Raw genomic sequence first — 15519 nt, 5'->3', positions numbered from 1 at the left:
CATCTCTCTTCAAAATTATCGGCAAAATAAATTTGATCATAAATGTTTATGCACGTCCAATCTTTCTATAATTATGTGGGGATACCTCAGCCCTCAGGGGCGAGGGGGCTTTCTTTGGGTTGCTAATTTTTTGTTTGTTGAACAAAAAAATGTCAGGATTGCTCAGCGCCTTCGGCTAATGCGGGCTCTTTATTAAATACCGATTTGATCGTTATCGTGATACCATTTGATATTGTCTTTCAAGGATTGGAGATAGCTAATGCGTGTCGATTTTTTCTCAACTCAGCCTTATGATCAAAATTATTTTAATCAGCTGAATCAAACTCATCAGATTGTCTACCACGCGGAACATTTAAATGAAAAAACGGCGAGCCTGGCCAAAGGTGCCCAAGCCGTTTGTGTTTTTGTCAACGATACACTGGATAAAGCTTGCATTGACAAGTTAGCCAAATTCGGGATTCGCTACATTGCCTTGCGTTGTGCCGGGTTCAACAATGTTGATCTCACTGAATGTCATAAAAACCAAATCAAAATAGTTCGCGTGCCAGCCTATTCCCCAAATGCTGTGGCTGAGCACGCTATGGCGATTTTACTTACTTTAGTCCGCAAAACACACAAAGCCTATAATCGCGTTCGTGAAGGCAATTTTTCTCTTAAGGGATTAGAAGGCATTACGTTAGCAAATAAAACCGTGGGTATTATTGGGTTAGGTAAAATCGGTACCATCTTTGCCCAAATCTGTTTGGGATTTGGATGTCAGGTACAAGCCTTTGATCCGGAAGACGTGAATCTCTCTGGGGTCAAATCCGTGTCGTGTGAAGAAGTGATCCAAACCAGTGATATTATTAGTCTCCACTGCCCACTCACCAACCAAACATACCACTTAATCGACGCTGCGCAGATTGAAAAAATGAAGCCGGGCGCCATTATAATAAATACAGGTCGAGGGGCGCTTATTAATGCCGAAGCGTTGATAGACGCCCTAAAAAAGAAAACCATTGCAGCTGTTGGCCTTGATGTGTACGAGCAAGAAAGCAGTCTCTTCTTTAGCGACCACTCCGAAGAAGTCATATCGGATGATGTGTTAATGCGACTGATGACCTTTCCCAATGTCCTGATAACTGGCCACCAAGGCTTTTTTACCCATGAAAGCTTGATGGAAATAGCGCGCGTCACATTAAATAACCTCGACCAACTTGAAAAAACGCACGCTTGTGACAATGAAATCCAATAAATTAGCTGAAACAGCTTTCCTTCACTTGCTTTAGTAGGCGCAATCCTGAAAATAATCTTGGCCATCCAGAATCAGTATGGTTTTAATTTTATCTATATATTTACTTATAGCTCATGAAGCATTATAATCGAACGATTTCATTCTCTCACAAGACTTACACAAAACACCAAGGTAGAGGAAAAAAGAAATTTTGATGAGGGAGTGTTGACTCACTAAATGACCGGATCAAAATTTCTTGTTAACATAGATAGTGGGTTTTGCGTAAGTCCTGTCTCATTCATAACGGTAAAACCTATGTACCCATTTACTATCCCCAAATACTCAACGCTATTGAACCAAGTCGCGCAATATATGACAGCGGCTGAAACCCACAATCAACACAAGAAAAACTCAGAAGCCAAGCAGTCATTGTATTCTGCGATGGAGGTTATCAAAGCATTGGACCTGAATATAAATGAGGATCATCCTTTTCCAAACAATGATATCAAACCGATGATTCGTTTCGCAAAGGCCTATTTGCAGTGTAAAAATCTAAGCATCCAACTACAATTGCTCGAATGGACCGAGGAAGGGTATAGCGAAGATTATGCCTTCAAAACGAATAAAATCATTCAAGCATTTACCAAGCTTGAAACGAAGTTAAGTAAACTATCCATCGATAACCAAGAATTCCTAAATTTCAAAAATACCGATATGCCGGCTTTGAAAAACCGCATAGCTAGCTTTTCAGAAAATATTAGTGATCAATTTTTTTCGGTGTTTTTAAATGATTCGGATGAAAGTGATCTAATTAAACAAAAATGGCTGCGAGACGCCAAGGAATGGATGTTAACAGCAAAAACACTGCAAACGACGCCCTTTTCTCAAACCCAAACCATGGGTTTGCTTTATATTCTTGATCAATGCGTAACGCACCTTGACCCTGCTAACTATTTGCCAGAACTTCAAACCAATTTAATTCCTCTAGAAGAAGGGATGGACCTTCCCAGCCAGATTGAGTTATTGGGGTATCATTTCACCACCTTGCGCCATGGGGGTGAATCAGTTTATGCGATGGCGTTTGTGAAAGATCAAATTAAAACCAGATATCGTCAACTTGATTTGGATAATCAAAACACCTATCGACACTTATACGAATCCGTCGATAACGAGCCCATTCAAGTTGAATCAATCCCTCTTGAAGATGTGTTTGTTAATAGCGAACCAGACCTATCCAGCGGCGATAATGCTTCCTCCTCCCCCGCACTTCCCCCCCTTCAAGCATATGAAATTAGGGCTCAGGAGATACTAACATCTCAACTTGAAACGTACGAAGACGCGGATGAAATTGCTAAGCCATTTGAATTAGGAAAGATTTTAGTCCAGTTTTATAAGGAAGGTATTCCAAATCCTATCCTATTGGAAAACAATTTCAGTCAATTTATCGATGACTTACTGGTATCGATAGAATTAACCAGACTGATGTCGCTACCTTGCGATGAAAGCCACCAAAAAATCCTGATGCAGATTTTATCCAAACAGCTAAACTTACTTTGCCTATCCGCTCAAACCAGTCTGGATAATTGCATGGATCCGATGGTTTTAACACAACAAATCAAGCAATTAGTTCAATGTCGTCAAATCACCAACCAAATTCAGCAAGATAGAAAGCTTCAGACCTTGCAATATGCTACAGATGATTTGGCTATGCTACTAGAAAAAATGGGTGATAAAGTAGAACTTCTCGCATTGTGCGATGATATTCATAACCATTTGCGGCAATATCAACAGTTACTTAAACAGCAACAACACCCAACCGAATGGACTTTGGTATTTCCTCAAGAGTTTATTCAATCGCTCAATGAACTCCTGCTTATGGCCGAACACAAACAACTATCGCTGGCAGCGGACCTGAAAGCGGCAGTAAAGCAAATCGAATTTGAACAAGTGTCACTTGCCAATAAAGCGCTTAATTATCGTATCCAAACAGCTTTAGGTAATTTTCAGGCGTTTGTTCATCAAGTTCAAGAAGGACAATTTGATGAACACACCTGCAATTCGATTGATGGGGAGCTAAAATATTTACTCATTCAGGCTCAAACAGACAGTCCTGACTTCCAACAATCAATTCAACAAGCAATTGACACCATCACCTCGATACGACATGTTGCTCGAAAAGCACAAATCGATACCAACCTTTCTCGACTCGACTCTTGGCTTAGCCTCGAACAAAAAAGATCGTTGTATCAGGCGGTATCACCAATACTAATGTTACTTGAGCCTTCATTATTATCGGAGATTGACAAAAAAAATTACTTGTCGGTGATAAAACAGGCTTTTGAAATCACGCATTCATCCCAATATTTATCCCTATTAGAAAGATTTGCAAAAGCTTGGGCGTTAGAAGATAGTGAATTCACAAACCATGTCATCCAGTATATTGTCCATAATCAGCCTTATGCCTTAACACAAACTCAATTCCCTAAAAAAAGGGTCGCGTTTGATATGGAGGCCCAACCATCTGCTAATCAGAATAGTCCCTCTATCTCAAAGCCTGATATCCCCTTAGAAAGCATTGAACAAAGTGATGTGTTAACCAACGCTATTTATTTCAACAATTTTTTAGCATTTGCCAAACACGACGATAATCATTTTGGCGTCAATTGCTTAGCTCGTCTCTCATTTCGATTAGCCCAAGAAATATGGTCTTTAAAATCCTTTCCCAGCTATGCTCGTCTTATGACTGTCTATGACACCTTGATGTTAGCAAGACAGCTTGATCCAAGCGATACCCAATTATTGGAGCAAATTGAAAGCGAAATTAGACGTTTGTATCAAGATCAAAAATACAAAGCTGGCATAAATAACAGTCTACATTTTGCAAAACAATCAACCCATCAAACTGAGTTAGAAAAGCGAGTTTTACCCACTCGATGTTTTTATGTGTTTTATCAACACATAGAGAATATTCTGTCAGAACTTGAAACCCATTGTTCTAACGGAACGGGGCATTATCAGGATTCAGCCAACACGTTATATAAAAACTGGATTGTCCGCCTGAGCCAAGATCCGCATATGAATCAACGCGTTACGAGTGCCATGGATTATGCCAAAGTTGCCAATATTTTGCCAAACGGATTAAGTGCCAGTTTGACCGAAGAGCTGCCTAACACCCCTGAAAAACGGATAAAGATAGACTCCCCTGCCTTTCCTAATCAACAGGCTTTTAATAATTCGCTTCTTGATGAGAGCAAAGATACGTTTAGCAAGAAACTGCAAACCATGTGCACGACTGATGGCCAGCAACGCATGGCGAAATTTCTGTTACGCACCATCACCGGTAATATCTCAATATTACAGTTTGCATTAATCAAGCACAGACAAGATAACGTGCGCGAAGTGATCAAGTATATCCAAGGCGTCCTAGACCTAAAAAGTCAACCGGTTCAACAAATCTTGGGTTATAAAAATTCGACAACTGGGTATACTTTACTTCATTCCTGCGCCATGACAGGTGATATAAAATTACTCGCCCTTGTTATCGATGTGTATGAAAAGTCGCTGGGTAAATTGGCGTTAATTCAGGCACTAGAAACGAAGAGCTTAAACGGATTTATACCCTCTTGCCCATCAAGCAACCCCAAGGCAGGTGAAGTCAATCAATTTTTGACTAAAAAATTAGAAGGTTTAAAACAATCATCCCAGTTAAGTGCAAACAGTCTCTTCCAAGCGATAGATGAAAGACCTACTAACGGGCATTCAAGCAATACCCAAAATTTCCATAATTGATCATCCACAACCCATCATCCCCCCTTTTACTTATCCCCATGGCTTGGGAGACGGTAAAAGGGAAGTTTGTTAGCGGTCCTAAGACTCATATACTCGTGATCATTCAAAATGCAAGTTTTCTCCATTTTGAATGATCAGGGGTATAAGTATTGATTCTTAATCAAGGTTTGGTTAGCATTGTGCTCTTTCTAGCCGTGACATGATTTCAGGATAAGATACCATGAATAAAAACTTTGCATTCTTTAAACGGACCTGCTTGGAAACTGCCAAGTTAGAACCAAATCAAGCGCTTAATACGATGATTAATTTGGCTGAAGATATTATCAAAGATGCAAATTATTTGCTTGGAGAAATTGATGCGGTGGCAAGCCAAAAGCAGTTAGAAAAAATCATCAAAGATACCCTCTCGTTATTGGAAGAGCTCAACTCAAACCAATCAAAAGATAATCGTAATTATTTGATAGAAGAATTACAAAAAGCTGCGTTATGCTTGCCCAATAACTGGCAAAAACGCAAGGATTTTTCGTCGGTTTGTTATTCCGTTGCAAAAGCATGTGTTTTCTTAATGGCTCTTAGCTTAGCCTTCACCGTAGGGTATGTGTTTTTTGCCTGGTATTTTTCGTTTTTAACAACGACCTACTTCCTTGATTATTTAGTCTATTCTGTATCCAGTATTGGTATTCCTTCGCTGAGCATGGGCTTGTTCTCCACAGCGCTTGGTAAGTTCTTCACAAAAGACGCGCATAAGGTTGAAGACCTGCAATCAAAAATAGCCGAATTAGGTGAATTAGCAAGTCAATATCAAGCAATCGCATCACCCAACCCAACAACGGCTGCTAACGATTCGGAGCAAAAATATGAACGGACTTCGCCGAACTAAAATTGTTGCCACACTTGGCCCTGCCAGTGACAATCAGGAAACCATCGAACAATTGCTTCGAACGGGTGTGAATGTGTTTCGCTTTAATCTATCTCATCCGGTTGAGAATCTAGCTGAGCGGGTCGCAGCGATTAGGCAACTAGCAAGCCAACTGAAAATACCCGTGGCGATTATGGCTGATATCCAAGGCCCCAAAATACGAATTGGCGCCTTGGCAAATGGTGAAATAACATTGCATTCAGGGCAAACGATACGACTTCAATGTGGCGCCACTCCCACAGCATCCCAATCGCATCCCATTATCCCAGTGCAATATGCCAATTTGTATAAAGAAGTTAAAAAAGATGACAAATTATTGCTCGACGATGGACTCATTCAGTTATCGGTGAATGCGATGACAGATAATCAAATTGACTGTGTGGTCGATGAAGGTGGGACGCTCAAGCAATTTAAAGGATTAAACCGACTCGGTGGTGGTTTAATGTCTGATCATACCATGACTGAAAAAGACCAACATGATATTAAGCGTGCGGTGTTAGCCAAAGTGGATTTTTTGGCATTATCCTTTGTTCGCAAAGCTGAAGAGATTATTGCAATTCGCCAACAACTATCTCAATCCAATCAAAGTGTGCCAAGACTGATCGCCAAAATTGAATGCATGAGCGCCATTGACAACTTAGTCGATATCATTGATGCAGCCGATGCCGTTATGGTAGCCCGGGGTGATTTAGGTGTTGAAGCAGGCCCTGCCGAGGTGCCCCGCTTACAAAAGCGCATTATCCAACTGGCACGCCAGCGTAATAAATTAGTTATCACAGCCACACAAATGATGGAATCAATGATCCACGCCCCCTTACCAACGCGTGCGGAAGTGTCTGATGTCGCCAATGCGGTGTTAGATGGCACCGATGCTGTCATGTTATCAGCGGAAACTGCCAGTGGAAAATACCCCATCAAAACGGTGCATATGATGGTGAAAATTTGCCAGACAGCAGAAACCAATAGCTCACTTCCCATTCAAGTTGAAATTGAACCCTCAACAGTCCAATCTCAGGATCAGGCCATTGCTTTAGGCTGCATGCATACAGCTAACCATTTCCCCGTCGAAGCGATTTTATGTTTGACCGAGTCGGGAAACACGGCTATCAGCTTGTCACGTTATTTTAGCAAAGTGCCTATTTTTGCCATCAGTGACAACCAAGAGAGCGTTGCCCATCTCGCACTGGCGGGCAACGTGCTGCCAATCTTTTATGATTACCGTGATTTGAAAAACGACGCCTTGCTGCCCACCCTCATCCAAACACTAAGAACATCGTATGACCTTCCCAAAACTGGCTACCTGCTAGTAACCCGTGGGAAAGCCATTGGAAAAGCCGGTGGAACTGATATGATGCAAATTGTCTCGTTGCAAACGCTCTGATGAGAGTGAGTCTGTTGACAATGCATCCATGGAATGTTGATGCGTGACAAAACCTGACTTAAGGCAGGTTCCTCATGAAATTGCCTTATGGAATCAGTTTATTTAGCAGTGTCTCATGTGTTTCATTAGCATTTTCCTCACCCACTGGCTCCGCTAATTCATCCCCATGGCTGCCTTTATTAAACCAAATCTTTTTTATATTATGCGTCTTGGGGGTGAGCTTCTCAATACTCGTGTTGAGCGATGCACCGGCTTCGACCAGCCAATCATCGGTGGTATTTATTGATATAACGTTATTCGGGTGCGCTTTAAACGCTTGCGAATTGACGAGATTTGTTAAATCCTCATCGGTGTTAAGCTCAAAATCCGTCCACTTAAATAGGTAAGACAAAGGCTTTTCCGTATTGAATAAAATTGGCTTTTTCGTTGCTATCTGCCATAACGTGGCAATTGCGCCAATGGCCGATCCTAAAAAGAGCCCATTCATGATGCCCAACAAAATCATCATCCCACCGGCCAGACTGGCAACCAGGTTTACGATATTATCGAGCAAAATACCCATGAAAGAAAAAATGCCCCTCACAAATGATGCAGTCGCTTTGAAAGGTATTGTGAACAGTGCGTGAGCTAAAGGATGAATTTTTCCTAACATGTCACCACAATAATCAAGTACCGCCCCCAACCCATTGCCAAAACCAACGATTCCTACATTGAGTAAAACACCCACAGATGCGAGCATTCTTGAAAGGATAAGGCCAGGCAAGCTGGCATATGTGGCAAAATAAACGCAGCTAGATGCAAATGTTATCCATTTTGTCGACTGTAATTGTTTCGCTTTTTCTTGGAAAACAGAATTTGTTCCCGTAAATCCTCTGTCCATCAATAAGCCAATTGCATGACCCTGTTCATAGAGGTTTCGCGTCGCATTTAATGCGACACCACTGCCCATTGACCAGGCATCAACAATGAGTTTATCGGCGGGCAAATGTTCAGAATTTATCAAGTATTGAATCAACCGAGTACCTGCAATTTGGCGATCGTGGGCTGTATATGTACTGTTTTTAATACTACCGATTTGCGGATAATTCCAAAAATAGTGTGCTGAATGCGGGGATTCATTTAAACATTTATTAATATATTGCGCATCGAGCGTATTTTGCTTATTGCCAGGGAAATGAATAATAAAATAGCCATTATGCGTATTCTCAGGGAAAAAATGATGTAGGGTAAGATTGTCATCCACTAAATTAATTGGTTCATATCGAAAACCAGCCGTCGCTATTTTCCCCAGATTATTAATGGCATCACCTTCATGAGGTAACAGCCAATTGATCACTTTGGTGGATAAAAATGTGGGGGTTCTTAAATCCCATTGTTTAATCTTAGAAAAATTGTTCCTTCTATTATCTTCCGATTTCTCAAGCCAAAAGCGAAAGGTATTTACCATTAATCTTCACCATATTCTAGTCAGTTCGAGCAATTTTAACACATATATATTCCTGAGTCATTTTATTTTTAACAAGTAAAGACTTGGAGCGCTCTCCTCCGCATAAAGCGGAGGGCGACGTTCCGGGTTTCATAAATGCATTTTGTTTTCTAATCAGCAATATCCGATTTAATGAACTTATGCTTAGGGTTTAACAATGCCTAAACCACCTGTTTTTTGCTCATTGGCACCATCTTGGCGCGCTTCGACTTTAAACATTTTCACAGCTTGAAGATAGCTTGATTCGTTCGTCTTAGGATTAATAGAAGAATCATGTGTGCTTTGAGAATCGCTTATATGTTTTGACCAAGGTTTCGTTTCCAAATTGCTTGGGACATCGTCTTTTTCCACAAAGGAACCAGTGGGTCCGGTTTTTATCTTAATTGAACCAGTCGTCTCTTCCGGGCAAACGACAACTGTCTCGGGTGGGTTATTACTATTGGATTGACTGATTTGTTTTCCAAATAGAAGTTCATATAGTGCATTTGCTGACAGCCTAAGGGTCTCTAACGGGTGTCTTAATATAAACCGAATCATTTTTCCATATCGTTTCAGTGCCTGTTTGAGAGCAGAGGTCATTTGTTCTGTTGATGATGGATTGAGCGGCGCATTGTTTGGCTGAGGATAGTTCATCAGCCAAAGCGTCATATTATCTGAATCCACACTATGGAAACTGTCATTAAATTCGCTTTGAATTTTTTGCGTCCTTTTGATTGCGTTGATTTCTTTCAAGGAATCCTTAAAGTCAAGCCTGTCTGCCGGATCAACAAGAATTAGCTTCTCTAGCAGACTTTTGTATTGCTTTCCGGCTCTTGTTGAAAATATTTGATGGGTAAAATCCGGCTTAAATCCTCGGATAGGCGATGCTTTTTCAATTTTATCAATCGAATCTCCCGTTAAATCAACATATAAAGACATGCCAAATAAATAAGCATGCAGCTTTTCGATATCAATTTCTTTCTTAGGTGGCAGTATGCCTTTTGTTCTGGCTAATTCTGGGGCAAACATGTATTGAGTCATGGGGATAAAATTATTAAAATTATGTTGCTCGATAAATGATAGCAATAAAATTTTACGGCCTGTTTCTTGATTTGTTGTAATAGGTGTGAACGATTTTGTATCAACTATGACAACTTTCCCTTCATCCACTAACCAGTTGGAGGATTTCATATCGGGAAAACAAATGCTGTGCTCTTCTAGATCCAGCAAAATCTTGCCCATCTGCTCATATAAGTCAGTTGTTCGGGATAATAAGACATCAAATACGACTTCTAAATTGTCAGGCAACTGATCTTTACCCTCAAATTTTGATTTCTGGATTGCTTCTGAATCAAATGACGTGGGGAATGGGTTAACCGTGCTTGATAATCGTGAAACATCCTTGCCTTTACAAAATTTGACAAGTTTGATTCTCAAATTATCCCCATCCACTTTCACCTCAGGCCCATTAAAATAGTGGGGCAATAAATAATCAACCCCATCATTTTTTAACTGCTCCTCCGGTGTGGATGGTCGCCCGAATCGATCTTCAAGCCTAAGCACAAATGGTTGATTGGAAAACCGATGCTTGATGAAAAAATTATAGGAATTTTCCCCGCCCAAATATTCAATGTCATATTCCTTGCTGAAGGTATCTAAAAATGACTGATAGTTGGTATCAACAGTATGCTCTGGGGTTCGTTTTGCCTCATGTTGCAACGCTTTTGCAAACGCCACCATCTTATCGTTTGGCAACTGTTGAAGCCAATTGACGATATTATGATAGGGCGTGTCTTGAGTATTCACATCGAGTGGATTAATCGATTCTGGCAAGGGGGTATTTTGTGGCGGCATATGTCGTCAATATCAATTATTTGTCATAAATCCAGCTAAAGAAATCCCATTTGAAATTCGCAATAAACCTTTTGAAAGTCAGGTGGGAGAGAAAACCTCCTTATTTTTACCTAGCCATTGTTTTGCTGGGCACATTGTACCTTGCAGCCCACTTAAAAGTCAACCTGCTCATTTTTTTTCCTTGCGGATAATGATTGCTATGTGTGGTTTGTGTGCTATTGATTAAGCATATCGATAGATTTTATCAATAGATACAATAGAAAGATCACTATTGTTGCTATGGCTTAGTTACGTAAAAATGGTTTGACTGATTGAGAAATTCGCTTTCACTCAGGAAAAAGTCTTGGCTAAATTTTATTTAATGATAGGAATAACACCATGAAACAACAACTTATCCAAAAAATTGTTCGCAAGAAAATTAGCTCGGGAGAGATTGGCTGTAAATGCTGCCGTTCTTTTTAGCAAAGTCCGCGAATGTTTCGCGGACCGACCGGAGGAATGTCTAACATGCTATTACCTGATTTGAACGAACTACTATCCTACCGCCACCCGTTAACGATTAAACGATTTAAACGCAATTATCCTCACTATGCTGACGAAGCCGAAGAACTGTTTAAGGATGTTTTAAAATATCTGTGGTTAAGTCGAAAACATCAAATTGATTTGGCGAGCGTTGGCCATACCGATAACCTGGATTTTTCCTGCAACATGCACAAAGAGATGCGAGTAATTGATGAAATGTGGCACACATTCATCCTCATTACCCGAGATTATGCCGACTTTTGTCACCGCTATTTCGGTGAGTTTATGCATCATGTGCCCGAAGTGGGGGATGAAGCCGATGAAGAAAAAGCCATCGATCTGAATCGGTTTGAACATGAATTAACGCGCTTTCTGTCGTATACCTATGATCATTTAGGCGAAAACACCGTGAAACGCTGGTTTGCAGCATACCTGTAGCGGTTATGATTTCTGAAATACGGTTGGACTTTAATTCCAAAAATGGACTATAGTTACCAAATTGATTTTTTTCAGGAGGAAATATGAAATACTTATTACAAAAAGGTGTGATTGTTGGAAGTTTGTTTATCGCTTTGAATGCGTTTGCTGACAATGCAAGCCAAGCAAACAATGATATGCACCACCAACATCACCATCAAGCAAACACCACAGTCAATGACAAGCAAGCCGTTAACACACACTTATGCGATCATAAGATGGATAAACAAGCTGCTGAAAAGCACGCAAAAGATCATAATGGATCACACAGTGCTGCTCATCTATGCGATCATAATAATGATTTATACGCAGCTGAAGGCCATATGGTTCACCACTAACCGTAGCGACTTTGTAAGCCAAGCCATTTAGGTTGGTCAAGCTAAGGGAGAAATAATCCTAAAATTCGTAGGGTTATTTACCGTATTACGGCTATGCCTCCATACGGTCTACGATTATAAGGTTTTCACTTAGCTTGACGGCTATGGGCCAAAGGCCTGCCCCGGAGAAATGGAGCAATTCCCCATGTTATCAAAAGTCCCTTTCTATGCAAGTGCATGGACTTTATTGGATGCTAAATCTTCGCTGTTATTATCCCATTGGCTTTTTACTTTTTGGGCAGCACTTCTAGCAGAACGAAATGCCATATTCACTTCATCATAGGATAAATGTAATGCCTCATTAGCATGAACCACCGCTTCAGCAAAACTTTTAATGCGGTTATTGCTGGCTAGGGATAATGATTTTCCTTGATATGCATTATGGATCATAGGACCAGAAATAGTTTCGAGTTGTTCTGCTACCAAAAACGCCTCAAGCGCATTTTGCTTTAAGTTCATCGAACCTAGAACCTCTTCCATATTATATTGACATAATGATTGACATACATTTCCGAACAGCAAGTAACCAGCAGATAAATAGATTTCTGCTGCTTGGCTAGCATAACTTAGTACTTCCAATGCAAGTTTTGAATCAAACTTAGCGTTTAGACTCACCAATCCATTCATGCATAATGCATTCATGGCAAAAAAACAACCATACTTTGCTGACTTATCTAAACACGTATTAGCGAAACTTTGTTTTTTAGGGGTAAAAGGGGTTGCCTTAATTAAAGTCTGGTATTCATCGTATAAAAACAATCCTTTCAATAATTCAAAGCTGGGTAAGGTTGCCATCGGCTGATAGGTAAAATCACCTTGAATGCCCGCATCAAATGAACATAAAAGATCCGTCCAGAATGATTCCATTCCTTTTCCACTGCAAAGGCGATTTATCTCTGGATTATTGATGGATAACTTCAGTAATAGCCTAACATCATAGCGTATAAGCGTATTATAGCGGAGTTTATCGTCCTCAATTTTATGCAATGCTTGCAATCGTTTTTCCTGATCGCGTTCTGACTGGGTTAATGGCAATAGTTCTGTTAAACTCATATCTTAATCCTGTTTTTATAACATAGGTAAATCCCTCGTTACACTTTATACTGATCCTCAACCAATGGCGTTGGAGTCAGGTCAATAGCATCTTTTTTCTGGACAGGTGCTAAGGATACTGATGACAAATACATCAATGAATCGTTTGTCGAAGAGCTATTCTTAAATAGCGAAAGCTTCGGTAATACTTCCACAGGATCCATCAGCGGTAAAACACTTGTTTTAGCAACTAAATGACCGTGCCCATAAATTCGGACGTACGCTTCAAGTTGGTATCGTCCAACAAGGTTAGACAGCATCAAACGCGTACCACCTGACGTACTATGTGAACGATTAGCCAACACTTCACCGACAAATAATTGGGCAGTATGACGATCTACACCTAGCTTGTCCAGATATTCTACCATTAATTCGCTGGAATCGATATTAACATTAATACATTTTGGCGAAATTCCATGCAATGATAGGTATTTTTTTATCTGCGCTCGCGAAGGTGGCATCGAACCAGGCCCCACATCGCCTTGGATATTTTCCTTTTTAAGCCATTTCCAAGTATATTCCATGTATTCGCTCTCACGTACTGCCATCGCAGCAGCACCAAAAAAGCAAATCTGCTTATCGCTGCTTGAAACAACCAGTGGCATTCCAACAGAATCCAATTCCAATTTGAGATCGGTGTCAATTTCCTCACAGACCTGGCGCATGGTTTTATCATCCTGCCCAATTGAGTAAACAAATTGATCACATTGAATGGTTTCTTTATTCTGGGAAGGTGTTTCTACCGTGAAGGTTAAAAGTAATTTATCCGATTGATAGTCAATACCCATGAGGGCACCCTCGAAACGTTCTTTTCGCTGTAAAGAACTATTTAAAGCACTGCTCGCAAGTTTGCCAGTGCCTGCCTTGTTGAACTGTTTCGCAATCCATACCACTTGGTTTTTCTGGTTTTCTTTTTGAAAGCCTAACGACTCGGTTTTGCGATCATGGCCATGAAACGCTTTACGATAAACTGCTGCAGCCGTTCCGCCACCGCCATAAACCACCACGGTTTTTCCATGGCATTGCTCTTCAGAACCCGTCAAAATAAATTGATTGCCATCCACGATCGGGGTAAATCGTTTTTTTACATCAAATTGACTGAGCTGTTTAAATAAATCCGCTTGAATGCCGCCGCCTTTCAAATCCACGCGTGCAGGCCCAAGTCCCGTACAGATGTTAATTTTGTTGGTATAGACTCGCTTTACCCCATTTTGAGTTTTAATCAATAAGCGATAGTCACAATCAGGCATTTGCCATTTATCCGGGTGATTTGATTTCTTTTCAATTTTTTCAACGGTGGCAAATAAGCGCGGTGCTTCTGTCTTTGCCAAACTGAGCTGATTTGCTTGGTAGACATGACGACCATTAGCATAAGGATTTGCCCAGTAAAATTTTCGAGACATAAAATCAGATGGATTGGATTTTGTCACTGCCCGTTCAAGGATATTTTGAGGTTGAGCAAGCGTGTAATCATGTTTCCAACTGCCGGTACCATCGCTAATCATCAAAACAGCAGGCAGTTTTCCTTGGGCCAAATTAGTCTTGAATTGACGGTGTTCTTTGGTGAATTTTTCCAACCAAAGTGTTGTCCCCGTATCGCCCTCACCTATAATAATTTCGGGGCAAAAGAAAGCGTCTTTGTCTTTAATTATACGCATAATAGCATCATTGATTTTTGTTTTCGTCCGACCCATTTCCGCAACCCGATCGTAACTTTTAGTCACTCGCGATATATCATCATCGGTTGCTATTTTGGGTGTCACAGGCTGCTTGGACGAGTGAATGTGCAGGTAATTAAACACATACAACAAATCAGCCGGGCATCGGATAGAGTAATCATAGACATTGTTATAGGCTTTCACAGCAGTTGCAAGTAATTCAAAACATTGATACTCAGAATAATGAGATTTAAAAATAGTCGGCTGTTGATTAATATAGGCCATGACTTGATTGATGTTATTCATCAAGTCCGTCGTTGATCGGATATTGCAGTGCAATAATGCGGAACAAATATAGTTAATTTTATACTGCTTAATATTATTAGGCATTGAACATCACCATTATCTGAACATATACTACTCATATTGTATCTAAATAATATTAATGGAATATTAATAAGGTCTATTTATTTTCTTATTGACTATGTATTGGATATGAAATAATTGGCAAACCCGATACTTCCCGTATTGCAGCCAATGACTTGCTTCCGGGCTCCGTGATACCAGCCCGCATAGAGCGAAGCGCTGAGTGATCCTGACATATTTTTGTTCAATAAGAAAAAATTGGCAAAACCAAAGAGAACCCCCTCGCCCGCGAGAAGATTTATTGTGATATTATGTGGTTCCTCGCGGGAGAGGGTTGGGGCTAAGTGATCCCTACAAAAATTGAACAGATAATATTTCATCGTCTAAACCACCTTGTTTAAGCTCA

At 40.4% G+C, this 15519-nt stretch carries 10 protein-coding genes; 6 read left to right on the top strand and 4 right to left on the bottom strand.

Annotated elements, in window-relative coordinates:
* The first annotated feature begins 259 nt into the window (after positions 1-259).
* The 4 genes from AB3348_RS14955 (at position 260) to pyk (ending at position 7302) form a co-directional block, all read left to right on the top strand.
* Positions 260-1234 carry a 2-hydroxyacid dehydrogenase gene (locus AB3348_RS14955; RefSeq protein WP_367608437.1) on the top strand — a complete coding sequence of 325 codons (975 nt, stop codon included), beginning with the start codon at positions 260-262 and terminating at the stop codon, positions 1232-1234.
* A gap of 294 nt (positions 1235-1528) precedes the next feature.
* Positions 1529-5002: a hypothetical protein gene (locus tag AB3348_RS14950; protein WP_367608436.1), complete on the top strand. Its 3474-nt coding sequence runs from the start codon at positions 1529-1531 to the stop codon at positions 5000-5002.
* A 220-nt stretch (positions 5003-5222) separates the two neighbouring features.
* Positions 5223-5882, top strand: coding sequence for a hypothetical protein (locus AB3348_RS14945; RefSeq protein ID WP_367608435.1), 660 nt, complete (start codon positions 5223-5225; stop codon positions 5880-5882).
* Positions 5860-7302 (top strand): pyruvate kinase, encoded by a 1443-nt coding sequence (gene pyk / locus AB3348_RS14940; RefSeq protein WP_367608434.1) that lies wholly within the window; start codon positions 5860-5862, stop codon positions 7300-7302. The genes AB3348_RS14945 and pyk overlap by 23 nt, the downstream gene beginning before the upstream one ends.
* Before the next feature lie 85 nt (positions 7303-7387).
* On the opposite strand, the gene AB3348_RS14935 is transcribed toward pyk, so the two are convergent.
* Positions 7388-8749: a hypothetical protein gene (locus AB3348_RS14935; protein WP_367608433.1), complete on the bottom strand. Its 1362-nt coding sequence runs from the start codon at positions 8747-8749 to the stop codon at positions 7388-7390.
* 183 nt (positions 8750-8932) lie between these two features.
* Positions 8933-10621 carry a hypothetical protein gene (locus tag AB3348_RS14930; RefSeq protein WP_367608432.1) on the bottom strand — a complete coding sequence of 563 codons (1689 nt, stop codon included), beginning with the start codon at positions 10619-10621 and terminating at the stop codon, positions 8933-8935.
* Between the two features lie 507 nt (positions 10622-11128).
* On the opposite strand from AB3348_RS14930, the gene AB3348_RS14925 reads away from it, so the two are divergent.
* Together AB3348_RS14925 and AB3348_RS14920 are read left to right on the top strand one after the other, a co-directional pair.
* Complete coding sequence (locus AB3348_RS14925; RefSeq protein ID WP_367608431.1) at positions 11129-11581, top strand: hypothetical protein; 453 nt, start codon at positions 11129-11131, stop codon at positions 11579-11581.
* 83 nt (positions 11582-11664) lie between these two features.
* Entirely contained in the window at positions 11665-11958 is a 294-nt protein-coding gene (locus AB3348_RS14920; protein ID WP_367608430.1) for a hypothetical protein, read from the top strand.
* 204 nt (positions 11959-12162) lie between these two features.
* On the opposite strand, the gene AB3348_RS14915 is transcribed toward AB3348_RS14920, so the two are convergent.
* Positions 12163-13050 (bottom strand): DUF5630 domain-containing protein, encoded by an 888-nt coding sequence (locus AB3348_RS14915; RefSeq protein ID WP_367608429.1) that lies wholly within the window; start codon positions 13048-13050, stop codon positions 12163-12165.
* Positions 13051-13088: 38 nt separating this feature from the next.
* Positions 13089-15137: a hypothetical protein gene (locus tag AB3348_RS14910; RefSeq protein WP_367608428.1), complete on the bottom strand. Its 2049-nt coding sequence runs from the start codon at positions 15135-15137 to the stop codon at positions 13089-13091.
* Between the last annotated feature and the right edge of the window lie 382 nt (positions 15138-15519).

The sequence above is a fragment of the Legionella sp. W05-934-2 genome, assembly GCF_964199965.1.
Classification (GTDB): domain Bacteria; phylum Pseudomonadota; class Gammaproteobacteria; order Legionellales; family Legionellaceae; genus JAFIFT01.
Note: the sequence above shows the minus strand (reverse complement) of the source record. Positions and strands in the feature narration are given on the sequence as shown.